At 55.0% G+C, this 22,995-nt stretch carries 18 protein-coding genes; 16 read left to right on the top strand and 2 right to left on the bottom strand.

Features of this window, described 5'->3' with window-relative positions; genetic code table 11:
* Nucleotides 1-2 precede the first annotated feature (2 nt).
* The 14 genes from QQM41_RS09510 (at nucleotide 3) to QQM41_RS09445 (ending at nucleotide 19,619) form a co-directional block, all read left to right on the top strand.
* Nucleotides 3-1,166, top strand: coding sequence for an FtsW/RodA/SpoVE family cell cycle protein (locus tag QQM41_RS09510; protein WP_050818296.1), 1,164 nt, complete (start codon nucleotides 3-5; stop codon nucleotides 1,164-1,166).
* Complete coding sequence (gene murG, locus QQM41_RS09505; protein ID WP_339076979.1) at nucleotides 1,163-2,311, top strand: undecaprenyldiphospho-muramoylpentapeptide beta-N-acetylglucosaminyltransferase; 1,149 nt, start codon at nucleotides 1,163-1,165, stop codon at nucleotides 2,309-2,311. The genes QQM41_RS09510 and murG overlap by 4 nt, the downstream gene beginning before the upstream one ends.
* The gene (gene murC, locus QQM41_RS09500) at nucleotides 2,308-3,741 is read left to right on the top strand and encodes a UDP-N-acetylmuramate--L-alanine ligase (RefSeq protein ID WP_003623074.1); all 1,434 of its coding nucleotides are present in this window, start codon (nucleotides 2,308-2,310) and stop codon (nucleotides 3,739-3,741) included. The genes murG and murC overlap by 4 nt, the downstream gene beginning before the upstream one ends.
* Nucleotides 3,738-4,682: a UDP-N-acetylmuramate dehydrogenase gene (gene murB / locus QQM41_RS09495; RefSeq protein WP_339076978.1), complete on the top strand. Its 945-nt coding sequence runs from the start codon at nucleotides 3,738-3,740 to the stop codon at nucleotides 4,680-4,682. Before murC ends, murB begins: the two co-directional genes overlap by 4 nt.
* Nucleotides 4,679-5,617 (top strand): D-alanine--D-alanine ligase, encoded by a 939-nt coding sequence (locus QQM41_RS09490; protein WP_339076977.1) that lies wholly within the window; start codon nucleotides 4,679-4,681, stop codon nucleotides 5,615-5,617. Before murB ends, QQM41_RS09490 begins: the two co-directional genes overlap by 4 nt.
* Nucleotides 5,614-6,576 (top strand): cell division protein FtsQ/DivIB, encoded by a 963-nt coding sequence (locus QQM41_RS09485; RefSeq protein WP_339076976.1) that lies wholly within the window; start codon nucleotides 5,614-5,616, stop codon nucleotides 6,574-6,576. Before QQM41_RS09490 ends, QQM41_RS09485 begins: the two co-directional genes overlap by 4 nt.
* Nucleotides 6,569-8,005: a cell division protein FtsA gene (gene ftsA / locus QQM41_RS09480; RefSeq protein WP_050818302.1), complete on the top strand. Its 1,437-nt coding sequence runs from the start codon at nucleotides 6,569-6,571 to the stop codon at nucleotides 8,003-8,005. The genes QQM41_RS09485 and ftsA overlap by 8 nt, the downstream gene beginning before the upstream one ends.
* 86 nt (nucleotides 8,006-8,091) lie before the next feature.
* Nucleotides 8,092-9,606 carry a cell division protein FtsZ gene (gene ftsZ, locus QQM41_RS09475; RefSeq protein WP_339076975.1) on the top strand — a complete coding sequence of 505 codons (1,515 nt, stop codon included), beginning with the start codon at nucleotides 8,092-8,094 and terminating at the stop codon, nucleotides 9,604-9,606.
* A gap of 153 nt (nucleotides 9,607-9,759) precedes the next feature.
* Nucleotides 9,760-10,740, top strand: coding sequence for a UDP-3-O-acyl-N-acetylglucosamine deacetylase (gene lpxC / locus QQM41_RS09470; RefSeq protein ID WP_339076974.1), 981 nt, complete (start codon nucleotides 9,760-9,762; stop codon nucleotides 10,738-10,740).
* Between the two features lie 96 nt (nucleotides 10,741-10,836).
* The gene (locus tag QQM41_RS09465) at nucleotides 10,837-11,874 is read left to right on the top strand and encodes an outer membrane protein assembly factor BamD (protein ID WP_128105697.1); all 1,038 of its coding nucleotides are present in this window, start codon (nucleotides 10,837-10,839) and stop codon (nucleotides 11,872-11,874) included.
* A 157-nt stretch (nucleotides 11,875-12,031) separates the two neighbouring features.
* Nucleotides 12,032-13,765 carry a DNA repair protein RecN gene (gene recN / locus QQM41_RS09460; protein WP_339076973.1) on the top strand — a complete coding sequence of 578 codons (1,734 nt, stop codon included), beginning with the start codon at nucleotides 12,032-12,034 and terminating at the stop codon, nucleotides 13,763-13,765.
* On the top strand, nucleotides 13,758-15,845 hold the full coding sequence (ligA, locus tag QQM41_RS09455) for an NAD-dependent DNA ligase LigA (protein ID WP_408874562.1): 2,088 nt from the start codon (nucleotides 13,758-13,760) through the stop codon (nucleotides 15,843-15,845). Before recN ends, ligA begins: the two co-directional genes overlap by 8 nt.
* A gap of 223 nt (nucleotides 15,846-16,068) precedes the next feature.
* Nucleotides 16,069-18,744: a pyruvate, phosphate dikinase gene (gene ppdK, locus QQM41_RS09450; protein ID WP_339076972.1), complete on the top strand. Its 2,676-nt coding sequence runs from the start codon at nucleotides 16,069-16,071 to the stop codon at nucleotides 18,742-18,744.
* 50 nt (nucleotides 18,745-18,794) lie between these two features.
* Nucleotides 18,795-19,619 carry a pyruvate, water dikinase regulatory protein gene (locus QQM41_RS09445; RefSeq protein ID WP_050818308.1) on the top strand — a complete coding sequence of 275 codons (825 nt, stop codon included), beginning with the start codon at nucleotides 18,795-18,797 and terminating at the stop codon, nucleotides 19,617-19,619.
* Between the two features lie 50 nt (nucleotides 19,620-19,669).
* Here QQM41_RS09445 and QQM41_RS09440 read toward each other — a convergent pair whose 3' ends face one another.
* Nucleotides 19,670-20,128 carry a hypothetical protein gene (locus QQM41_RS09440; RefSeq protein WP_087651874.1) on the bottom strand — a complete coding sequence of 153 codons (459 nt, stop codon included), beginning with the start codon at nucleotides 20,126-20,128 and terminating at the stop codon, nucleotides 19,670-19,672.
* A 172-nt stretch (nucleotides 20,129-20,300) separates the two neighbouring features.
* On the opposite strand from QQM41_RS09440, the gene QQM41_RS09435 reads away from it, so the two are divergent.
* Nucleotides 20,301-20,900, top strand: coding sequence for a YigZ family protein (locus tag QQM41_RS09435; protein ID WP_339076971.1), 600 nt, complete (start codon nucleotides 20,301-20,303; stop codon nucleotides 20,898-20,900).
* Here QQM41_RS09435 and QQM41_RS09430 read toward each other — a convergent pair.
* Nucleotides 20,897-21,301 (bottom strand): hypothetical protein, encoded by a 405-nt coding sequence (locus tag QQM41_RS09430; RefSeq protein ID WP_003623098.1) that lies wholly within the window; start codon nucleotides 21,299-21,301, stop codon nucleotides 20,897-20,899. The genes QQM41_RS09435 and QQM41_RS09430 overlap by 4 nt on opposite strands.
* 291 nt (nucleotides 21,302-21,592) lie before the next feature.
* Between QQM41_RS09430 and QQM41_RS09425 the strand changes: the two genes are divergently transcribed.
* Nucleotides 21,593-22,972: a class II 3-deoxy-7-phosphoheptulonate synthase gene (locus QQM41_RS09425; RefSeq protein WP_050818311.1), complete on the top strand. Its 1,380-nt coding sequence runs from the start codon at nucleotides 21,593-21,595 to the stop codon at nucleotides 22,970-22,972.
* Nucleotides 22,973-22,995 lie beyond the last annotated feature (23 nt).

Genomic DNA, 22,995 nt, shown 5'->3' with positions numbered 1-22,995 from the left:
TGATGGCCGGTTCTTCCCGCACCGATGATTCCCCGTTTGGCCGCTGGTGGCGGAATGTAGACCGGACAACTCTGATCTGCACCTTTATCCTTATTGGTTTTGGCTACATCCTTATGCTGGCCGCCAGCCCTGCTGTGGCTGTGCGTATTGGCGCATCGCGCAATATGTTCATTTTCAAACAGGTGCTGTTTCTGGGCATTGCGGGTGTTATTGTGGTGGGCATTTCCATGCTTTCCCGCAAGGCTGTTCTACGCCTTTCCATGATAGGCGGGGTGCTGATGCTGGGGGCTACAGCGCTTACCCTTGTGCATGGCATAGAAATCAAAGGGGCACGGCGCTGGATTGCCCTGCCCATGATGTCTCTCCAGCCATCTGAGTTTTTGAAGCCCTGCTTTGCAGTTGTTACGGGGTGGTTGCTGACACAGCGCCGCGTTTCACGCTACTTCCCCGGTATGCTGATTGCCTTTGCCCTGTATGGGCTGATTGTGCTTTTGCTGAAATCTCAGCCAGATATTGGCATGCTTACGGTTATTACCGCCGTGTTTCTGGTGCAGCTCTTTGTAGATGGCCTCAATCTTATACTGGTTGCATTGGGCTTTGGCGGCATGATTGCCGCGGGTATTGCCGCGTTCTTTATCTTCCCGCATGTACGTTCGCGCGTTGAACGCTTTATGCACCCCGGCGTGGGGGATCATTACCAGATTGATACCGCCCTGCGTGCCTTTGGTAATGGCGGCCTACTGGGGCGCGGCCCCGGTGAAGGCCGCGTGAAAGATCTGCTGCCAGACGCACATGCAGACTTTGTATTTGCCGTGGCGGGAGAAGAATATGGGATGGTGGTGTGCATGCTCATCATCTGCGTATTTGGCGTCATTGTGGTGCGCACCCTGCTCCGTCTGATCCGTGAAGATGATCCGTTTGTTGTTATTGCCACATCTGGCTTGGTTACAGGCTTTGGCCTGCAAGCATTTGTGAACATGGCTTCTTCCTTGCATCTTATCCCCACCAAGGGCATGACACTGCCATTCATTTCCTATGGTGGGTCTTCTGCCATGTCAGTCGCATTGGCTATTGGCATGGTGCTTGCTCTTACACGGCAACAGCAGGGGCGCCCCCTTGCTGGCAATGGTTTTGTAACCACACTCAGACAATGGCGGTCAGCATGAGTTCACGTACTATCGTCATTGCCGCAGGCGGCACTGGCGGACACTTCTTCCCGGCCGAAGCTCTGGCAGACACATTGGCAGAACGTGGCCATCACCTTGTGCTCATGACAGATGGGCGCGCTGGCAAGCGTGAAAGCGGCGTATTTGCCCGTGGCCCGCAATATGTTCTCAGCGGGGCCGGTGTAGCCGGGCGTGGGCCAATACGTGCCATTCGTGCAGGCCTCACCCTGTTGGCAAGCGCATGGAAAGCACGTTCCATTCTCCAGCAGATCAAACCTGATGTTGTTGTAGGGTTTGGGGGGTATCCTTCCGTACCGCCTTTGCTAGGTGCGCGGCTAATCGGCCGTAAGCATCCTGCCCTGATTATTCATGAAGGCAATGCCGTATTGGGCAAAGCCAACGCGGTGCTTTCCCGCTTTGCGGATGTTATTGCCACGTCTTTCCCCTCTGTTGCCAAACTGCCCATTGGTGCGCGTACCGTGTTTACGGGTATGCCCGTGCGCCCCGCTATTGCCGCCCTTGCGGGTGAAGGATGGGTGCCACCAACTGATCATATCAATCTGCTGGTATGGGGTGGGTCTCTGGGGGCGCGCATTTTCTCTCAGGTTGTGCCTGCGGCTATAGCCAAACTGCCAGAGGGCTTGCGCCAGCGTATCCGTATTACGCAACAGGCGCGGCAGGATGATCTGGATGCCGTGCGTACTACCTATGCTGAAATGGGTGTGCAGGCACGCGTTGAATCCTTCCTGCAGGATGTGCCCGAACTTCTGGCCTCCGCCCATCTGGTTATTGGCCGCGCTGGCGGATCTTCCGTGGCAGAAATTACAACGGCGGGCCGTCCGTCCATTCTGGTGCCTTTGCCCATTGCCGCCAGCGATGAGCAGACAGAAAACGCCCGCGCCATTACAAATGCTGGAGCAGGCTGGATGATCCGCCAGCCAGACTTCACCTCTGCGGCTCTTGCCAGCCGCCTGAATGATCTTTTCACCGCGCCGGATGAACTGGCACAGGCAGCCCAAGCCGCTGCCACGCTTGCCCGCCCGGATGCAGCCCTCCGCCTGGCCGATATAGTAGAAGAATGCTTCACTCCTTCCCCTGCACCCGCCCATCCGACGACCTCCAGCGAGACGGAGACACGCGCATGAGAGCCCTCCCCCTTTCCATCGGAACCATCCATTTTGTCGGCATTGGCGGCATTGGCATGTCCGGCATTGCGGAGGTGCTGTGCCTGTTGGGCTATTCTGTTCAAGGGTCGGATATTGCAGAAAATGCTAATGTAAAACGCCTGCGGGCTGCGGGTATTCCCGTAACCATTGGCCATAAGGCCGAAAATCTGGGTGATGCACAGGTAGTGGTCATTTCCACCGCCGTGAAGCGCGATAACCCGGAAGTTGTAGCCGCACGCGCCAAACTGATTCCGGTTGTGCGCCGTGCAGAAATGCTGGCCGAACTCATGCGCCTGCGTTGGTCTGTTGCTGTGGGCGGCACACATGGCAAAACCACCACCACCAGCCTTGTGGCTGCGGTGCTGGAAGCCGCCAAGCTGGACCCAACCGTGATTAACGGCGGTATTATTGAAGCCTACGGCACCAATACCCGCATGGGTAAAGGGGATTGGATGGTGGTTGAAGCAGATGAGAGCGATGGCTCCTTCCTGCGCCTGCCTTCCGTGATTTCCGTTGTCACCAACATGGACCCGGAACATCTGGACCACTGGGGCTCCCCCGAAGCCATGGAAGCTGCTTACGACCAGTTTGTTTCCAACGTGCCATTTTACGGGTTTGCCGTGCTGTGTATTGATCACCCAGCCGTGCAGCAGATGATCCCTCGCCTGTCTGACCACCGGATTGTCACCTATGGGTTCTCCCCACAGGCTGATGTGCGCGCAGAAAAACTGATTACCGACAAGTTGGGCGCCACGTTTGAAGTCACGCTGACAGACCGTGTGAGCCGCCGCACCCGCAAGGCTGGCCCCTTCCGCCTGCCCATGCTGGGTTCTCACAACGTGCAGAACGCTCTGGCTGCCATTGCCGTAGCAACGGAAATGGACATCAGCGATGATGTTATTCGTTCCGGTCTGGCCAGCTTCCGTGGTGTCAAACGCCGTTTTACCCGCACGGGGGAAGCCGGTGGCATTACGGTGATTGATGATTACGGCCACCATCCCGTTGAAATTGCAGCTGTGCTCAAAGCAGCCCGACAAGCTGGTGCTAACCACGTTATTGCCGTTATGCAGCCGCACCGTTATTCGCGCCTGAAAATCCTGTTCTCAGATTTCTGCGCCTGCATGAATGATGCAGATACCGTGATTGTGTCTGATGTGTATGCCGCGGGTGAAGACCCATTGCCCGATGCCAGCCGTGACAAGCTGATTGAAGGCCTGCGTGAACGTGGCCACCGCTCTGTTGTGCCACTTTCCAGCCCGGACCATCTGGCAGAAATGATCAACGCCATTGCCAAGCCGGGTGATTACGTTGTGTGTCTTGGTGCAGGCACCATTACCAACTGGGCACAGGCTCTGCCTGCACAGCTTGCCGCCCTGCAGGCTGAAGATAAGGGTGGCAACGCGGCATGAACAATCCGGCCTCCATGCAGGATATGGTCAAGCACGCCTTTGCCAATATGCGCGGAAGGCTGACACCACAGGCACCTCTTGGCCCGCGCACATGGTTTCGGGCTGGTGGGGCAGCGGAATGGCTGTTTCAACCTGCTGATGCCGAAGATCTGGCTGGTATTCTGCAACGCCTCTCCCCCGAATTGCCCATAACGGCTTTGGGGGCTTGCTCTAACGTCATCATCCGTGATGGTGGATTGGAAGGCGTTGTTGTCCGTATGGCCCGTGGCTTTGCAGACATTACGGTAGAAGCTGATGGCATTATAGCAGGCAGTGCGTGCCTGGATGCCACAGTGGCCGAGCATGCTGCACAGGCCGGGCTTTCCGGGCTGGAATTTCTGGCTGGCATTCCCGGCTCTATCGGCGGTGCCGTGCGCATGAACGCAGGTGCTTATGGATCAGACATTGCCAATGTTCTGGACTGGGCCGAGATTATTACTCGTGATGGCAGCCTAATCCGGCTGGATAATGCTGCCCTGCGGTTTGGATATCGTCGTTCCGGCCTGCCGGAAGGTGCATTTGTTATTCGTGCGCGTTTACGTGGCACACCTGCAAACCCACAGGATGTTGCCAACCGTATTGCAGAAGTACGCGCTGCGCGTGAGCTTTCTCAACCCGTACGCGCACGCACGGGTGGCTCCACTTTCCGCAACCCGGATGCAGAAACATCTTCGCGCAAAGCGTGGGAACTGATTGACGCCGCAGGGTGCCGCGGGCTGCGCCGCGGAGATGCACAGGTAAGCGAAAAACACTGCAATTTCCTTATCAATCTGGGCAATGCCACTGCGGCTGATCTGGAAGGTTTGGGGGAAGACGTGCGCACACGTGTTGCCCAGAACTCCGGCGTTTCCCTGCATTGGGAAATCAAGCGACTAGGTAAAACGGAGGCATCTTCCCAATGAATGCACCAAAACGCGTAACCGTGCTGATGGGTGGCATGTCTTCCGAACGGGTAGTCAGCCTTTCATCCGGCCAAGGTGTAGCAGAAGCTCTGCGCAGCAAAGGGTATGATGTTTGCACGCTGGATGCCCAAGCAGATTTGGCTGCATTGGTTGAAACACTGAACACCCAAAAACCGGATGTGGTGTTTAACGCCCTGCATGGTCGTTTTGGTGAGGATGGCTGTATTCAAGGCATTCTGGACTGGATGGGTATTCCCTACACCCATTCGGGCATTCGGGCCTCTGCTACGGCCATGGATAAAGCCGCTGCCCGTGCCATTTTCCAAACAGCCGGGCTGCCCGTGGCAGAAGGCATGGTGGTGGATATTGCCACCCTTGCCAATGCAGACCCCCTACCCACACCTTATGTGGTGAAGCCGCTTAATGAAGGCTCATCCGTTGGGGTTTCCATTGTACGTGCCGGCTCCAACACGCGTGCTGATATTGTTAAAAACTGGACTTACGGTCCGCAGGCTCTTGTAGAAGCCTTTATTCCCGGCCGGGAAATTACCGTAGGGGTAATGGGTGATCGTGCCCTTACCATTACGGATATCACCCCTACCGGCACTGGGCATGATTTTTACGACTATGATTCCAAATATCAGGTCGGCGGTTCCGCCCATGTTCTGCCTGCACAAATTGATGCCGCCAGTGCTAAGCTGGCATTGGAAGTTGCCGTAAAAGCGCATCAGGCTTTGGGTTGTTCTGGCGCATCGCGCTCTGATTTCCGGTTGGATGACACCAACCCGGACCAGCCGCATCTTGTTCTGCTAGAGGTCAACACGCAGCCGGGTATGACAGCCACATCCCTGTTGCCCGAACAGGCTGCCTATTGTGGTATCAGCTATCCAGAACTTTGCGCGTGGCTGGTTGAGCAGGCTACCTGCCGACAATGAGAGCACCTCCATCTCCTGCTAACAGGCCCTCCCGCATCGGGCTTTTTCTCAGGCGGCAAAAACGCCTGCTGCGCCCCATAGCCGGGCTGCTGTTTCTTGCAGCACTAGGTGGTGCCGGATATGTCAGCCTGAAAATCCCTGCCGTGCAGGAGCAGTTGGCTCCTTTGCGGGATAAGTTGCTGGGCACCTCTACCCTGCGCGTCACCAGCATTCATATTGATGGCGCACAGCTCACAAGTGAGCAAAGCGTTCGTGATGCGTTGGGTGTGGAAGTTGGAGATCCCGTGCTGGACTTTAGTGTTTCCGATGCACGGCAAAAGCTGGATACCCTGCCGTTTGTTGACCACGTCACCATAGAACGCCATCTCTCTGGCGAAATTGACGTACATATTACAGAGCGCCTGCCTTATGCTGTGTGGCAGCATCAAGGGCATTTTGAACTGATAGACAAGCAAGGCAACCGCGTGCCAGACCAAGGCATGACGGGTAAGGATGCTGAAGCCTTTACCAAATTGCCATTGGTGGTAGGTGATGGCGCAAACACATCGGCAGCCAGCCTGATTGATATTCTAGCCCAAGAGCCAGACGTTAAAGCCCATGTTACGGCTGCTGTGCGTGTAAGCGACAGACGCTGGAATCTGACATTACGCGATGGCGCAACTGTGCTGCTACCTGAAGGCGAGGAAGCACCAGCCATTCACAGGCTGGCAAAAATCAACACCACAACACGGCTGCTGGATCGGCCTGTGCTGCTGATAGATATGCGTCTGCCAGACCGATTGACCATCAAGGAAAAACCGCCTGCAGTTCCACCTCCATCGGATGCAGGAAATACCACACAAGATGCTTCAGCCCCTGCTCCGCACAAGGCTGACACGCCCAAACCGGCCTCGCATCCTGTGCATCCTGCGTCTAAAGAAGCAAAAAAAGATAACCCGGAGGAAAACCCAGATGAGTGACCCCACGCGTTCACCCGCTTCCTCTGGCTTCAGTCTTTCTGATCGGCTGCATAAAAAGCGCACAACAGCAGCAAGCGGCTCTTCCTTGCTGATGAGTGGCGGGGAAAGTTCCCTCCCCTTGCCACCTAGTGAGAAAAACAAGCGGCCACATACATGGCGCAATGGCTACACGGCTGTTCTGGATATTGGTTCTACCAAAATTACCTGCCTGATTGGCAAAGGTGAGCCTAACGGCAATTTGCGTGTGGTGGGTTACGGATGGCGGCGTTCTGCCGGTGTGCGCAATGGCGCCATTACGGAATTACAGGAAGCAGAAGCAGCTATTCGGACCACCGTTGCACAAGCCGAAACCATGGCTGAACGCTCCATTGACAAGGTGGTGGTAAACCTTTCATGCGGGCACCCGGCCAGCCGTCTGTTTAACGTGCGCTGGCCGATTGGTGGCCGCGTGGTTACGGAAGCTGATATCCGGCGCGTAGTCACGGAAGGTCGTATCCAGGCCACCGTTCAGGGGCGTGAAGTGATTCATACCCTGCCCATAGATTTTACCGTGGATGACACAGAGGGTGTTTCAGACCCGCGGGGGCATCTGTGCGAAACACTGAAGGCACGCCTACATATTATAGATGCGGCCACAACAGCCCTGATGAATCTGGAAACCGTACTCAGCCGTGCGGAACTGAAAATGGAAGCCTTGGTTTCCTCCCCCCTTGCATCTGGCCTTTCCGTGCTGGATGCAGATGAGCGAGACCTCGGCACCACCGTAGTGGATATGGGCGGTGGCACGACGTCTCTGGCTGTATTTGGTGAAGGGCAAATCCTGCATACCGCGCAAATTGGTGTGGGCGGGCTGCATGTTACGCGTGATATTGCACGTGGGCTCAGCACCTCTTTGGAAAATGCCGAACGCTTAAAAACCTTTTACGGCAGTGCCGATCTGGCATCCGATGTAGAAGACGAAGTTCTCACCGTTGAACTTCTGGGCAACGATGTGCCGCACTTTGAGCAGGTTTCTCGCGCACAGCTTGGCCATATCATTCGCCCACGCGTGGAAGAAACGCTGGAACTGGTGCGCGAAAAACTGGATGGCGCCGGCCTTGGCACTGCAGCCAGTGGGCGCATTGTTTTAACGGGTGGTGCATCCCTGCTAGATGGCATTCGCCCCATGGCAGAGCGCATACTTGGCATGCCGGTAAGTTCTGGACGCCCTTCTGGGGCCGGTTTTACGCGCTCTGTACGCCTCGGCCGCCCCAAGCATATTGTTGGTTTGCCTGAAAATACTGCCGCTGCCGCAGGCTTTGCAACTGCTGCCGGGTTGCTGTGTTGGGCAGCCAGCGCAGAACGTCCTTTTGGAGACGTAGAGTTTCGGGAAGCAGCCCCTACCGGTTTTTTACAAAAACTCGTCGCTTTTATTCGAGAGAGGGTTTGATTTAGCTAACAAATTCTTGGTAATCTGAACGTAATCTTATTTCTCTAAGCATATACCGGTAAGCTGCAGCCGTTCGGGAGACACACATGACACTCAACCTGACCGTTCCACCCCAAACACATGCTGATTTTTCCCCAAAAATCACAGTCATTGGTGTTGGCGGTGGGGGAACGAACGCAGTTGACAACATGATTGCGTCCAACCTGCAGGGTGTTGATTTTGTTGTTGCCAACACAGATGCCCAGAGCCTTGAAAAAAGTCTGGCAGATAGCCGAATCCAGCTTGGCCCACATCTCACCCACGGTTTGGGTGCCGGTGCAAAGCCAGAAGTAGGCCGCGCGGCGGCAGAAGAAGCTGCAGATGAAATTGCCCGGTATCTGGATGGCGCTCACATGGTTTTTATCACCACCGGCATGGGTGGTGGCACGGGCACAGGGGCAGCCCCTGTTATTGCCCGCATGGCGCGTGAGCGGAATATTCTGACCATCGGCGTTGTCAGTAAGCCTTTTGCTTACGAAGGCAAACGCCGCGGGCGCGTTGCTGATGAAGGTATCAAGGAACTTCAGCAGTATGTTGATACGCTGATTGTTATTCCCAACCAGAACCTTTTCCGTATTGCCAACGAACGCACCACCCTGCGCGAAGCCTATCAACTGGCTGACCAAGTGCTCAACATGGGCGTGCGCGGCGTAACCGATCTGATGATGGACCGCGGTTACGTTAACCTGGATTTTGCCGATATTCGCAGCGTTATGGCTGAAATGGGCAAAGCCATGATGGGCACAGGTGAAGGCGAAGGTGAGAACCGCGCCGTAGAAGCTGCCGAAGCTGCCATTTCCAACCCGCTGCTGGAAGACACCTGCATGTCTACCGCAAAGGGCCTGCTGGTGAACGTAACCGGTGGTGAAGACATGACCTTCTTTGAAGCCGAAGAAGCGTTTAACCGTGTTTGCCGCGAAGTGCCTGAAGATGCGAACATGATCTTCGGTACTGTTATTGATGAAAAGATGAGCGGCCGTATCCGGGTATCCGTGGTTGCCACGGGCATTGATATGCCTTCCGATTCGGCAGATCGCCCGCATCTGGTTGCTGTTGAAGGTGAAGCTCAGGCAGAACAGCCGCAAGCTGCTGTTGGTGGTGCCGCTGCACCCGCGCCGGCAGCTACTCCTGTTCCGCCCACAACTACGCAGGCTGCTCCTACCGCACAGGCTACTGCTGCACCGCAACATGCTCAGGTTTTTCAGCCTGCCGGTGCCAATAATGTTTCTGCACCACCTGCACATACGGTGCCGGTGCAGGCTGCTCCGGCTGCCGCGCCTAGCCAGCCCCAGCAACTGCGCCCGGCTGTATCCCCCCGCGCCGGCTTGTTTACAGAAACACCACGCCAGCCTTCCGCAGCACCTCAGCAGCAGGAAGCCCCTGCTCATCGTAGCCTGTTTGGCCGTGTAACCGGCGCGTTCCGTCGTAATGCTGCTGATGCAGCACGGCAGGAACCAAACGCTCAGCCTCGCCCGACCATCAGCCAAGCTGATCAGGGTTCTGGCCTGCGTTCTGGTGAAGGAGATTCCGGTCTGGAAATTCCGACCTTCCTGCGCCGTTAATTTTTTACACTTTACTCTATAAATGCGTCGCCTTTCACGAGGCGGCGCATTTTTTATGTAATAGATGGCAATAATCGTTGACTGGCTTCAACCAGAAACAAGCTTTAGCGTTGTTTTAACTTTCTATCTACGCAAGCATAGGATGCCCAGATAATGGACGGTCTGCTAAGGGAGCCACTCCTGTATTCCGATATTGTAGAAAGCCCAGCATCTTTTATGCGTTCTGTAAGGAAAGCCCCGTCTGCTTTGCAGCATACGCTGCGTCATGCCATTTCGTGCACCGGCACTGGGTTGCATACAGGGCAATCCATCCGCATGAGCTTACATCCTGCACCTGCCGGACATGGGATTGTATTCCAGCGCACAGATCTCCCCAATGCGGCCCTCATTGCAGCACGATATGACAATGTTTTGGAAACACGCCTGAGCACCGTTTTGGGTGAAGCTCAACACCCAGAAAACCGGGTGGCTACGGTTGAACATCTTATGGCAGCCCTGAATGGCTGCGGCGTAGATAATGCACTCATTCTGATTGACGGCCCAGAAACTCCAGTTTTTGATGGGTCTGCCGCTGATTTTGTATTTCTGCTGGATTGTGCCGGGCGGAAAGCACAGGATGCCCCGCGTCGTTTTATTGAAGTCTGCAAACCCATTCGCATTTGCCACAATGATTCATGGGCCGAACTGCACCCTACCGCAGGCCACCATCTCTATCTTTCCCTAAGCATTGATTTTCCGGCAAAAGCCATTGGCCAGCAAAGCTATAGTGCAGAACTTACACCGTGGTCTTTCCGGCACGAGCTGGCAAACAGCCGCACCTTTACCCTTAAAGCAGAAATTGAAGCTCTTCACCGTGCCGGGCTGGCACGCGGTGGCTCACTCAACAATGCCATTGTGGTAGATGATGACCATATTCTGAATCCCTCAGGCCTTCGCAAACCGGACGAGTTTATCCGTCATAAGGTTATGGATGCAGTGGGAGATCTTTACCTTGCTGGCGGTGTGTTGTTGGGAGAGTTCCGCGGCCACAGATCTGGCCATGCCTTGAACAATCAGGTGCTGCGCGCTCTTTTTGCAGACCAGAATGCGTGGCGTGATATCACCACATCCCTACCCGCAGCGTCTGCCGCCTGATGCCTTTTTGGCGCAATAACGAATCAATAGCTGTTTCATTGCTTTTCTTGCGCAGTGGGCATGCTATAAGATGCCGTCTCTAAATGAAGAGCCGGTATGTCTGATATTTGCATTAAACCACAGTTGCTTCGCCACGTTCTGCCCCGCGTGCTTTCAGTTGCCCTGCTGACGAGCTTGGCAGGCTGTGGCTTGTTTAATGAAAACAAGAAGCTTCCGCCGGCTCCCAAAATTGCTGCGCCTGAAACGCTTTACAATAACGGCATTGATGCCCTGCGTACCAGGCGCTATGCCCTTGCGGCTTCAGAGTTTGAAACGCTGCAGCAGAATTACCCCTATTCTGGTTACATTGCGAATGCCCAGCTTATGGAAGGCTATGCGTATTACCTGAAAGGGAAATACCCTGAAGCCGTGCAGCAGCTTAACCGCTTTATTAGCCTACACCCCACCAGTTCAGATTCAGCTTACGCTTATTACCTGCGCGCACTGTGCTTTTATGAGCAGATTGCAGACGTCCAGCGCGATCAGCAGGGCACGGCTGAATCCATGGATGCGCTGGAAGAAGTGGTTACACGCTTTCCACAATCCAAATACGCACGTGATGCGCAGCTGAAAATTGATCTTTGCCGAGACCATCTGGCCGGTAAGGAAATGCTGGTTGGCCGCTATTATCAGCGCGAGAAAAACTACGAAGGTGCCATCAACCGCTACCAACGTGTGGTGCAGGATTTCCAGACCACCAACCACGTGCCCGAAGCTTTGGAACGTATGGTGGAAGTGTATCTGGATCTGGGCCTAACAGATCAGGCACGTAAATCTGCCATTGTGCTGGGGTATAACTATCCCGGTAGCAAATGGTATCGGTATGCCTATGATAACCTGCACCGTTATCATTTGCTGACAGATAAGTTCCCCATTCCCGGTAAAGTTGTTTCTGCATCCGACATGCCAAAAGATGCAGAACCCGGAACGGCTGGCGCCAAAAAAGGTACGGCCATGGAACCAGATGCTCTGGCAACAGATACGCGGAATGAAAACACGCAGCCGCAGGCCATGCCTATCAAGGCAGCACCTGTTACGCCTGTAAAAGCCGAACCTACAGCTCCGGCGGATTCTGCAGGCTCACCTCCAAAATAAAGAACACATAGAGAACATTTTTCTGGCGGCTTGTGCCTGAAATGAGTATTGTGCGTTTGCCGCCCCATGCGGGCGGGGCAAGCAGGAAGCTATTGGCTTTTGTGTTTTGCCGTCTTTCCTGTCATTTGGGCGCAAGCCCGGAAAACCGGATGCCATTATGCTAACAAGCCTTTCCATCAGGGACGTTGTTCTGATTGAAACGCTCGATCTCTCACTCCATGCAGGGTTTACTGCACTTACGGGGGAAACCGGGGCGGGCAAATCCATTCTGCTAGACAGTTTGGGCCTTGCTATGGGTGATCGCGCCAGTGCCGGCCTAGTGCGTGCCGGTGCGCCAGAAGCGCGCGTAACCGCCAGTTTTGATGTTTCTGCTTCACACGAGGCATTCGGAATCCTGCAAGAGCAGGACATTCCCGCAGAAGTGCAAGAGCCTTTGGTCCTCCGCCGCGTCATCTCCAAGGAAGGCCGCTCCCGTGCATGGATCAATGATCAGCCTGTTGGCATCACACTTTTGCGGCGCGTGGCGGCCACCCTTATTGAAATTCAAGGCCAGCATGAGCAAATGGGGCTGGCCGATTCCAGCACGCATCGCGGGCTGCTTGATGCATACGGCGTTAAACCTTCCCTTTTAAATAGTGTTGCCGGTGCATTTGACCGCTGGCAAACCCTGCGTTCAGAGCTTGCCAATGCGCATCGCGCATTAGAGGAAGCCGCACGAGAAGAAGAATGGCTGCGCCACACGGTTGATGAACTCACTGCCCTTGCCCCACAACCGGGTGAGGAAGAAGAACTGGCCCAGCAGCGCCACGCTTTACAGCAAGCTGAACGGCGCGGAGAAGCCGTAGCCGCAGCCCTTTCTGAACTCACCCCCAGAGACAGAAGATCCCCCGGCCCTGCCGCCGCTTTACGCGGGGCAACCCGCGCCTTGCTGCGCCTTGTGCCAACAAATGCTTCTGCTGCTGCCCCATCATCGGCAGAAGCAGAGCCTCTGGAAGCCCGCACGACAGAGGCCCTCACGGCTTTGGAAAATGCCGAAAATGCCTTGGCAGAAGCCGAAAACCTGCTCTCCCGTCTGGCAGCAGATACGGAAGCTAACCCTCGGCTGCTGGAAGATACAGAAGAGCGCCTGTTTGCCCTGCGCACCGTGGCACGCAAACATTCCATTGCCGTAGATGATCTGGCAGATCTGCTTACCCGCCTGGCTGGCCGCCTGACGGCGCTGGAAAACGGCACCGCAGCGCTGGAATCTCTTAAAGTGGCCACAGAAGAAGCGCGCGTAACATATATTCAAAAAGCCGAAACCCTGCACGAAGCCCGCACCAAGGCTGCCCGCAAAATGGAGCAGGCTGTTACAGCGGAATTAAAGCCTATCAAACTGGAAAAAGCGCGCTTTCTGGTGGATATCAAAGTGCTTCCTGCTGAACAGTGGAGCCGACAGGGTATGGAGCAGGTGATCTTTCTGATCGCGGCCAACCCCGGCCAACCCGCAGGACCTTTGGCAAAGGTTGCTTCTGGTGGTGAACTCTCCCGCCTTATGCTGGCACTTAAACTGGTGCTGGCAGGGCAGTCTGGTATCGGCACGCTGATTTTTGATGAAATTGACGCAGGCGTTGGTGGCGCAACAGCCGCCGCCATTGGTGAACGTTTGCATCGGCTTGCACAAAATGTGCAGGTTCTGGCTGTTACCCATAGTCCACAAGTGGCCGCCAGCGCAGATGCGCACCTGCGTATTGGCAAACTTACCCGCAACGGCCAGACCGTAACACACGCCACCCCGCTTACAGACACAGAGCGTAATGAGGAAATTGCGCGTATGCTGGCAGGTGATACAGTAACCGATGCCGCCCGCGCCGCCGCCGCCAGCCTGCTTGGACATGAGAATAATGCCTGAAACTGCCCTTCTTCCCGCCGACATGACACCCCAACAAGCACGGGAAGAACTGGAACGCCTTGCTGCCGAAATTGCCCACCACAATGCGGCCTATTATCGGCACGATGCTCCAGAAATCAGTGATGCAGAATATGATGCCCTGCGCCGGCGGTATGATGCCATTGTAGCCCAGTACCCAGAGGCCGAACCAAAAAACAGCGCAGCCCAAGCCGTAGGTGCCGCACCGGATACAGCGTTTGGCAAGCACATCCACCTTGTGCCCATGCTTTCACTAGACAACGTGTTTGACCGGGAAGATTTTGAAGGCTTTATCAGCCGCGCCACCCGCTTTTTGGGGCTGGATCAAGAAGCAACGGAACAACTGATCTTTGTAGGTGAACCCAAAATTGATGGTCTTTCCATCAGCCTGACCTACGAAAAAGGTCGTTTTGTGCGTGGCACCACCCGTGGGGATGGCACTGAGGGGGAAGACGTTACCGCCAATTTGCGTACGCTGAAGGATTTGCCGTTACGTCTTTCCGGCTCCTATCCCGATCTGATCGAAATTCGTGGTGAGGTTTTCCTTTCCAAAAAACACTTTCTGGAACTCAACGCAGCGCAGGAAGCAGTAAACAAGCGGTTGTTCGCCAACCCACGCAACGCAGCTGCAGGTTCCCTGCGACAGCTAGACCCCAAAATTACGGCGCAACGCCCGCTATCCTTGTTTGCCTATGCGCTTGGCTTTTGCTCAGAAAAAATCAGCCGCAGCCATTGGGCATATCTGGAACAACTCAAAGCATGGGGTTTTCCGGTTAATCCGCTTTCCCGCCAGATTAAAGGCGTGGAAGATGCCGAGGCCTTTTTTGCGGAAGTCAGCCAGAGCCGGGCTGAACTTGCCTACGATATTGATGGCGTTGTTTACAAAATTGATGATTTGGCCCTGCAGGAACGCTTGGGTTTTGCTGGCCGCGCGCCACGTTGGGCCATTGCGTGGAAGTTTCCGGCGGAACAGGCCATCACACGCCTGAAAGAGATAGAAATTCAGGTTGGCCGCACAGGCGCTCTCACTCCCGTTGCGCATTTAGAACCCGTAAATGTTGGCGGCGTGCTGGTTATGCGCGCCACCTTGCATAACGAAGATGAAATTGCGCGCAAGGATGTCCGCCCCGGTGATATGGTTTTCATCCAGCGTGCGGGGGATGTTATCCCGCAAGTGTTGGGTGTTGCACCTTCTTCAGATGCCACGCCTCGGCAGGCACCGTATCACTTCCCCGATCACTGCCCTGTTTGTGGGGCAGCGGCTATTCGGCCAGAAGGAGAAGCTGTGCGCCGTTGCACGGGGGGGCTCACCTGCCCTGCGCAGGTTGTAGAACGGCTTATCCACTTTGTTTCCCGCCAAGCGTTTGACATTGAAGGCTTGGGAGACCGCAGCATTCGTGAATTTCATGATATCGGCCTGATTTTAACCCCGGGCGATATTTTCCGTCTGCATGAACACGCGGCAGACATAGAAAAGCGCGATGGATGGGGCGAGCAATCAGTGCAAAAGCTGTTGCAAGCTATAGAGAGCCGCCGCACCATTTCCCTTTCTCGCTTTATTTATGCGCTGGGCATCCGCCGCATTGGCGCCAGCAATGCCCGCCTGCTGGCACGCCATTACGGCACGTATGAAAACTGGTTTAGCCAAATGCAGGCTGCCGCCATTATCGGGTCTGATGCTCGGCTGGAACTGGGCTCCATTACCGGCATAGGCACAGCCACGGCGGAAGATCTGGTGGCCTTTGTGGCAGAAGAACATAACCTGCAAACATTGGCAGATTTGCGCGCCAACTTAACCATAACGGAAGAAACTGCGGCATCCGAAGGCGCATTGGCTGGCAAAACCATTGTGTTTACCGGCACCCTGCACACCATGACACGGCCAGAAGCCAAAGCAACGGCAGAACGGATGGGCGCCAAGGTTTCAGATTCTGTATCCAAAAAGACAGATCTGGTTGTTCTGGGGGAAAAAGCTGGCTCGAAAGCTAAAAAGGCTGTGGAACTTGGCCTCCAGACCATGGATGAGGCTGAATGGAACGCTTTTTGCTCTGAGCAGGAATAACAGGGCGTTGCACACGTTTTTTTGTATTCTGATACAAAAGAGAGATTGCCCACCCAGCAAAACTGCGCCATGCTACCTTCCAACGAAGGGATGGATTACCAAAGTCGTCCAAAACCAAGAATAAAAATAGCACGCAGGCCAGCCTATCGCCCCGTTATCTCCTTTTCCTCCCCTCGGTCGGGGCTTTTGGCTTTACTGTATGCAGGAATGAAGTGAACGGCACATGACCAAGTGGATCTACAGTTTCGGCGCAGGCCAGAGCGAAGGCAACGCCGGGATGCGCAATCTCCTCGGCGGTAAGGGAGCCAATCTGGCAGAAATGGCCAATATCGGCCTGCCCGTCCCCCCCGGATTTACCATTACCACTGAAGTCTGCACGGCGTTCTACGAAAACGGACGGAAATACCCGGCTGAGCTGGAATCCCAGCTTGAAGAAGCTATGGGTCTGGTTGAAAAAGCCATGGGCCTGCGCTTTGGCGATGCCAATGCCCCCCTGCTTGTTTCTGTCCGTTCTGGCGCACGTGTTTCCATGCCCGGCATGATGGATACAGTTCTCAATCTGGGGCTGAATGACAGCACCGTTGAAGGGCTTGTAAAATCATCCGGTGATGCCCGGTTTGCATGGGATAGCTACCGCCGCTTCATTCAGATGTACGGCTCTGTTGTGCTGGGTGTTGCCCACCACCGCTTTGAAGATCTGCTTGAGCAGATCAAGCGTGCCATCGGCAAAGATGACGATACGTCTCTGAGCGCTGAAGAATGGCAGGAAGTCGTTAAAGGCTACAAACAGATTGTTCTGCAGGAAACCGGCACCGCCTTTCCTGAAAGCCCGAAGGAACAGCTTTGGGGCGCCATTGGAGCCGTGTTTGGCTCATGGATGAACCCACGCGCCAACACCTACCGCAAGCTGCATGATATTCCGGCAAGCTGGGGCACGGCTGTTAACGTGCAGTCCATGGTGTTCGGCAACATGGGTGATGATTGTGCCACCGGTGTCTGCTTCACGCGTGATCCTTCCACCGGTGAAAACATTTTCTACGGTGAATACCTGATTAACGCGCAGGGTGAAGACGTTGTGGCCGGTATCCGCACACCACAGCCCATGGCTGCATCCCGTGCGGCTGAAGGCCAGGTGCCTATGGAAAAGGCCCTACCCAACGCGTATCAGGAACTGCTGAAAGTGCGCGATCTGCTGGAACGCCACTACCGCGATATGCAGGACATTGAGTTCACGGTGCAGGCCAACAAGCTGTACCTGCTCCAGACTCGTTCGGGCAAACGCACAGCCGCCGCCGCTCTGCGCATTGCCATTGATATGGCCAAGGAAAACCTGATCACACAGGAAGAAGCCGTTAACCGCGTGCCGCCTGCATCTCTTGATCAGCTCCTGCACCCTGTGCTGGACCCCAAGGCAGAACGTCAGCTTCTACCCCGCGGCCTTCCCGCTTCTCCGGGGGCGGCAACAGGCGTGATCGCGTTCTCTGCCGAGGACGTGGAAGACCGTGCTGCCAAAGGTGAAGATGTTATTCTGGTGCGAGTTGAAACCTCTCCAGAAGACGTGCACGGCATGCACGCTGCTCGCGGTGTGCTGACAACACGCGGCGGCATGACATCCCACGCAGCCGTGGTGGCCCGTGGCATGGGCCGCGTGTGCGTAGCCGGTGCTGGCAGCATTACTGTGGATTACAAAGCCCAGACCATGACAGTGGATGGTCATACGCTCAAAGCAGGTGACTGGCTAACGCTGGATGGCGGCACGGGTGCTGTTTACAAAGGCCGTGTTCCCACCATTCCGCCAACACTCTCTGGTGACTTTGCAACCCTTATGGGGTGGGCCGATTCCATCCGTCGCCTTGGTGTGCGCGCCAATGCTGAAACACCAGAAGATGCGGCAACAGCCCGTCGTTTTGGGGCTGAAGGTATTGGTCTGTGCCGCACAGAGCACATGTTCTTTGGCCCGGATCGGATTGGCCATGTGCGCCAGATGATCATGGCGGATGACAAAGCCACACGCGCCAAGGCCATTAACGCGCTTCTGCCCTTCCAGCGGAGTGACTTTACAGAACTGTTCCGCATTATGGCGGGGCTGCCTGTTACCATTCGTCTGCTTGATCCGCCGCTGCACGAATTCCTGCCGCATGGTGAAGCAGAGCTGGAAGAAGTTGCCAAAGCGCTTGGGCAGGATGTTGAAACCCTGCGGGCCCGCCGTTCTGCGCTATCTGAAGCCAACCCAATGCTGGGCCACCGTGGCTGCCGTCTGGGTATTACATACCCCGAAATCTACGCCATGCAGGTACGTGCCATTGCAGAAGCGGCTCTTGATATCGCTAAGGAAACAGGCAAGCCTGTTGCCCCGGAAATCATGATTCCGCTGATTGGCACAAAAGCTGAGCTGGATCTGGTGCGTAAAACCTGTGAAACCGCCATTGCTGACGTTCTTGCTGAACGCAAAGCTGAGCTGTCTTACAAGATCGGCACCATGATTGAGCTGCCACGCGCAGCCATTACGGCAGACCAGATTGCACAGAGTGCAGACTTCTTCTCCTTCGGCACAAACGATCTGACACAGACCACCCTTGGCCTTTCCCGCGATGATGCTGGCTCCTTCCTGCCAGAATACGTGGAAAAAGGGTTGCTGCCGCAGGATCCGTTTGTTTCGATTGACCGCGAAGGCGTTGGCGCACTGGTGCGTATGGGTGTTGAAAAAGGCCGCGCCACCAAGCCTGACATCAAACTGGGCATTTGTGGTGAACACGGGGGCGATCCGCTTTCCATCTCCTTCTTTGAGGAAGTTGGGCTGGATTACGTTTCCTGCTCCCCCTTCCGGGTGCCCGTTGCCAGATTGGCCGCAGCACAGGCCGCACTGGCTGCCAAAAATAACAAGGCCGTAAAAGCCTGAACGAAAAGGTGGCCGCCTCTCACCGAGGCGGCCATTTTCAAATCCAGATCATGCAAAAAAAAATCACGCTCCACCTTGTCTCCGAAGCAACGGGCCAGACGCTGGATTCTGTTGCCCGCGCCTGTATTGCGCAGTTTCCCAATACAGAGGTGCATCTGCGCCACTGGAACCTTATTCGCACGCAGCTTCAGCTCCGTCGGGTTTTGCGGCATATCGCGCTAGACCGTGGGCCTGTGATGTCTTCATTAACAGACCCGACCTTGCAGGCTGATATGGAAGCTGGCTGTGCAAGCCTACAGGTAAGACTGTTGGACGTGCTGGATAATGCCCTCCACTTTTTAACGGAAGAAACGGGCGAAGAAGCGACACGTCATCCGGGTGGCCAGTACATCATGGATGAAAACTACTACCAGCGTATTGAAGCCATGCATTATGTACTGGCGCATGATGATGGGCAGGAAACCAAGGGCCTGAACGAAGCAGATGTTATTCTGGTTGGTGTTTCGCGCGTTTCCAAAACACCTACATGCTTCTATCTGGCAAACCGGGGCCTAAAGGCCGCCAATGTGCCCTTGGTTATGGGCATTGAGCCACCGCAGGATCTGTTCACAACAGATAAACCCGTTATTGGCCTTACAATAGACCCAGAACGTCTGATTGAAATTCGCCGTAATCGGCTGTCTCAGATGGTGCCATCCAAGGCCAAGATCGATCCGGTAGCAGATTACGCTTATATTGATCTGGAAAAGGTGCAGGAAGAACTGCACTGGGCGCGCCGCTTATGCCGCCGCCATAACTGGCCGGTTATTGATGTCACCCGCCGGTCTATTGAGGAAACATCCGCTGCTATTCTGGATCTGATTTCCGCTGGGTAAAAATACCTTCTCCTTTCTGATATGACCCAGAAAGAAGAAGGAAACCCGTTTTATTCAGCCATTTCTGCTGGGGTCAGGTGTTGGATGCGTATCGCCTGCCCTTGTGCGTTATAATAAATAATGCTGCTTCCACGCCGCTGTGCATAACCATCTGGCTTGCCATCCTGTGTCCAGAATAACAGCCGATTGGCATCGGGCTGTTCCTGCACTTTATCGCCCTCTGGTTTGTAGCGATATTTGCTGAAATCTTTATGGGCACGTGGCAATGGCGGTTTGGTTGCCAACTTGTGCATATCTGCGGGACGATGTGTTTCTGCATCGTCATCATCGCCCATCCCTTCTTCTGCCATGGCAGAAGGCATATTCAGGACAGGCAGAGCAACTGCGCAAATACCTGCCACAACCAACCACTTCTTACGCAACACAGGCATCATGCTGCTGCTTTCCTTTTTCTGCTTCACTGCCAACAGATATATGGTCTGGCAGCAGTGAAAGGCCATTGTTCCCATATATTGGAACAAAACGATCCTACACCCAACAGAGCAAGCCTGTTTTTCACCATCCTGTCATGCCCGTTTACCAAAGAAACATCCTTAATAAGGCCATAACAGCGATATTCTGCGTATATATCCGCCAGAATACATGTTTGCGGGGCTTTAGGCAGGCTGTATCATCAAGCGTATGACCGAAACGCTTCTCAGCCCCTTTACTCTGGAACGGGATATTAAAAAAAGCCGCTTTCTCGCCAGCGCTACGCCCATAAACAGCATAGAAGAGGCCGAAGCTTTTATCAGCCGTATTGCTGCGGCAGGGCCAGATGCCACACATCATTGCTGGGCATGGCAGTTTGGCCCGCACTGCCGCTGCCATGATGCCGGAGAGCCATCGGGCACTGCGGGGCGGCCAATTTTACAAGTTGTTGTTGCACAAAAGCTTGATCGGGTTGCCATTGTGGTGTCGCGCTGGTTTGGCGGCATCAAGCTTGGGGCTGGCGGCCTTGTGCGCGCTTATGCGGGCACTGCTGCAGAATGTTTGCGGGAAGCCCCCAAAGAACCGCTGATAGACCGTATCAAACTGAGCTTTCATTGCCCGTTTTCACTTATCGGGCTGCTGCAGTCTCGTCTGCCTGAATGGGGTGTGGATGCCGACACGCCAGAATTTGATGCTCTGGGTGCCCAGTTCGTTCTTACGTTGCCCGTAGAATGGCAGGAAGGTATCACCCAACGCATCACAGACCTGACAAATGGTCAGGCCCAGATACGCGTGGTGGAAGAAAATTAGCGCGGGATAACCCACCCGTTGCCGGTAGAATCCCCGACCTGCCCAGAACCAAACGGCCCACTGCTCTGATAGGCAGAACCGTATTTGGAAATATCGGAACCGGTTACCGAGTCACGATGCACCTTGGCCAGATGATCTGGATCTGCGCCATGCTGGAAATCCATGGATGGTGCATCCTGATACCCCGGCGGCAGGTTGCGATGCCCATGAACAGTCTTCTTTTCAGAAGACTGGCTCTGCTGGCCATTGGAATCGAGGCTGCCAGAACCTTCAGCAAAGGAAACATTATCATCAGGCATCAGGGCCGGATCTGCATAAGCTGCAGAAATACCAGCCATAAGGCCAAAACCAACACATATGCCCGAAAGCACCGTTACAAACGGTTTACGCAGCTGCGCCATTGCGCGTTACCCCGCGAAAAAATGAAAATTTACCCTGCCCGAAAAACCGTTCCAGCCGGGCTGTGCTGGTGCTATATTGCACCAACGTGGCAAAATGCCAAACCAAACGGCCATATGCCCGCCATACATTAAAGGCAGGCGCGCGCATTTGGTATAAAGATCAGATTTGCCTATTGCCGCTGTTTTAGACATAAAGGCTTCCCCTTGGCATCCGTACGCGGGGGCAAGGTGCTTTATGTCTCTTTATTCAACCTTTAACCTGACCACCCTTAAACTGACAGGAACCGCGTTATGAGTGCAACGCTCACCCAGCCCAACCCGACGTCTGCGACCTGGATGCCGGATAGCTGGCGTTCGTTTCCCGTAAAGCAGATTCCCAGTTATCCGGATCAGGCCGCGCTTAAAACGGTTGAAGACCGGCTGAGTTCCTATCCGCCGCTGGTGTTTGCTGGGGAAGTGCGCACCCTGCGCAACCATCTGGCTCAGGCCGCTGCCGGGCAGGCCTTTGTGCTGCAAGGCGGCGCATGCGCTGAAAGCTTTGGTGAATTTAAAGCCAATATTGTGCGCGATACCTTCCGCGTGCTGTTGCAGATGGCCGTGGTGCTGACATTTGGCGCCAAGGTGCCGGTTGTTAAAATTGGCCGTATGGCTGGCCAGTTCGCCAAGCCGCGCTCTTCCGATACGGAAACCGTAAATGGCGTCACCCTGCCATCTTACCGGGGTGACATTATTAACGGTTCAGACTTCACGCCTGAATCCCGCATCCCTGATCCTGCACGGATGGAAACCGGCTATTTTCAGTCCACCGGTATCCAGAACCTGCTGCGTGCGTTCTCGCACGGTGGGTATGCCAACCTGCATCAGGTGCACCGCTGGAATCTGGGCTTTGTGGAGCGTTCTCCCCTTTCCAACCGTTACCGCGTGATGGCGGAACGCATTGGGGAAACGCTGGCATTCATGCAGGCCTGTGGGCTGAACGCCGCATCTGCCCCGCAGATTGATGAAACAGAGTTCTATACCTCTCACGAAGCGCTGCTGCTGCCTTATGAGCAGGCTCTGACACGCATCGACTCGACATCTGGTGAATGGTACGACTGCTCCGCCCACTTTGTGTGGATTGGGGATCGTACCCGCCAGCCTGATGGCGCGCATGTGGAGTTCCTGCGTGGTGTGCGTAACCCTATCGGCATTAAGGTTGGCCCCACCACCAGCGTGGAAGACATTAAAAAGCTGACAGAAATTCTGAACCCGAAAAACGAAGCCGGGCGTATTACGCTTATCTCTCGGATGGGTGCAGATAAGATTACAGAAAAACTGCCCCCGCTTATGCGGGCCGTAAAAGCGACCGGGCAGACTGTAACGTGGCTGACGGACCCGATGCACGGCAACACCACATCCACGCAGCAGAAAATCAAAACCCGCTCCTTCGATTCCATCGTGAAGGAAGTAAAAGGGTTCTTTGCTGTCTGTGCGGCAGAAAACGTACCTGCTGGTGGCGTGCATCTGGAAATGACAGGCCAGAACGTAACGGAATGCGTAGGTGGTGCGCATTGCCTGACAGAAGAAGATCTGGGCAACCGTTACGAAACCTTCTGTGACCCGCGCCTGAATGCCGAACAATCCTTGGAACTGGCATTCCTGATTGCGGAAGAACTCAAAAGCGAACGCTAAGGCAAACACGCTTTTATGAACTC

Origin of the sequence: Acetobacter sp. AC2005 (assembly GCF_037901235.1) — a bacterium.
Classification (GTDB): Bacteria; Pseudomonadota; Alphaproteobacteria; order Acetobacterales; family Acetobacteraceae; genus Acetobacter; species Acetobacter oryzoeni.
The sequence above is the reverse complement of the archived record's forward strand: the minus strand, read 5'-3'. Positions and strand labels throughout refer to the sequence as shown.

What these genes read in the sequence shown, in the direction of transcription:
- QQM41_RS09510 (WP_050818296.1), top strand. Translation starts at nt 3, where the DNA reads ATGGCCGGTTCTTCCCGCACCGATGATTCCCCGTTTGGCCGCTGGTGG.
- murG (WP_339076979.1), top strand. Translation starts at nt 1,163, where the DNA reads ATGAGTTCACGTACTATCGTCATTGCCGCAGGCGGCACTGGCGGACAC.
- murC (WP_003623074.1), top strand. Translation starts at nt 2,308, where the DNA reads ATGAGAGCCCTCCCCCTTTCCATCGGAACCATCCATTTTGTCGGCATT.
- murB (WP_339076978.1), top strand. Translation starts at nt 3,738, where the DNA reads ATGAACAATCCGGCCTCCATGCAGGATATGGTCAAGCACGCCTTTGCC.
- QQM41_RS09490 (WP_339076977.1), top strand. Translation starts at nt 4,679, where the DNA reads ATGAATGCACCAAAACGCGTAACCGTGCTGATGGGTGGCATGTCTTCC.
- QQM41_RS09485 (WP_339076976.1), top strand. Translation starts at nt 5,614, where the DNA reads ATGAGAGCACCTCCATCTCCTGCTAACAGGCCCTCCCGCATCGGGCTT.
- ftsA (WP_050818302.1), top strand. Translation starts at nt 6,569, where the DNA reads ATGAGTGACCCCACGCGTTCACCCGCTTCCTCTGGCTTCAGTCTTTCT.
- ftsZ (WP_339076975.1), top strand. Translation starts at nt 8,092, where the DNA reads ATGACACTCAACCTGACCGTTCCACCCCAAACACATGCTGATTTTTCC.
- lpxC (WP_339076974.1), top strand. Translation starts at nt 9,760, where the DNA reads ATGGACGGTCTGCTAAGGGAGCCACTCCTGTATTCCGATATTGTAGAA.
- QQM41_RS09465 (WP_128105697.1), top strand. Translation starts at nt 10,837, where the DNA reads ATGTCTGATATTTGCATTAAACCACAGTTGCTTCGCCACGTTCTGCCC.
- recN (WP_339076973.1), top strand. Translation starts at nt 12,032, where the DNA reads ATGCTAACAAGCCTTTCCATCAGGGACGTTGTTCTGATTGAAACGCTC.
- ligA (WP_408874562.1), top strand. Translation starts at nt 13,758, where the DNA reads ATGCCTGAAACTGCCCTTCTTCCCGCCGACATGACACCCCAACAAGCA.
- ppdK (WP_339076972.1), top strand. Translation starts at nt 16,069, where the DNA reads ATGACCAAGTGGATCTACAGTTTCGGCGCAGGCCAGAGCGAAGGCAAC.
- QQM41_RS09445 (WP_050818308.1), top strand. Translation starts at nt 18,795, where the DNA reads ATGCAAAAAAAAATCACGCTCCACCTTGTCTCCGAAGCAACGGGCCAG.
- QQM41_RS09440 (WP_087651874.1), bottom strand. Translation starts at nt 20,128, where the DNA reads ATGGGAACAATGGCCTTTCACTGCTGCCAGACCATATATCTGTTGGCA.
- QQM41_RS09435 (WP_339076971.1), top strand. Translation starts at nt 20,301, where the DNA reads ATGACCGAAACGCTTCTCAGCCCCTTTACTCTGGAACGGGATATTAAA.
- QQM41_RS09430 (WP_003623098.1), bottom strand. Translation starts at nt 21,301, where the DNA reads ATGGCGCAGCTGCGTAAACCGTTTGTAACGGTGCTTTCGGGCATATGT.
- QQM41_RS09425 (WP_050818311.1), top strand. Translation starts at nt 21,593, where the DNA reads ATGAGTGCAACGCTCACCCAGCCCAACCCGACGTCTGCGACCTGGATG.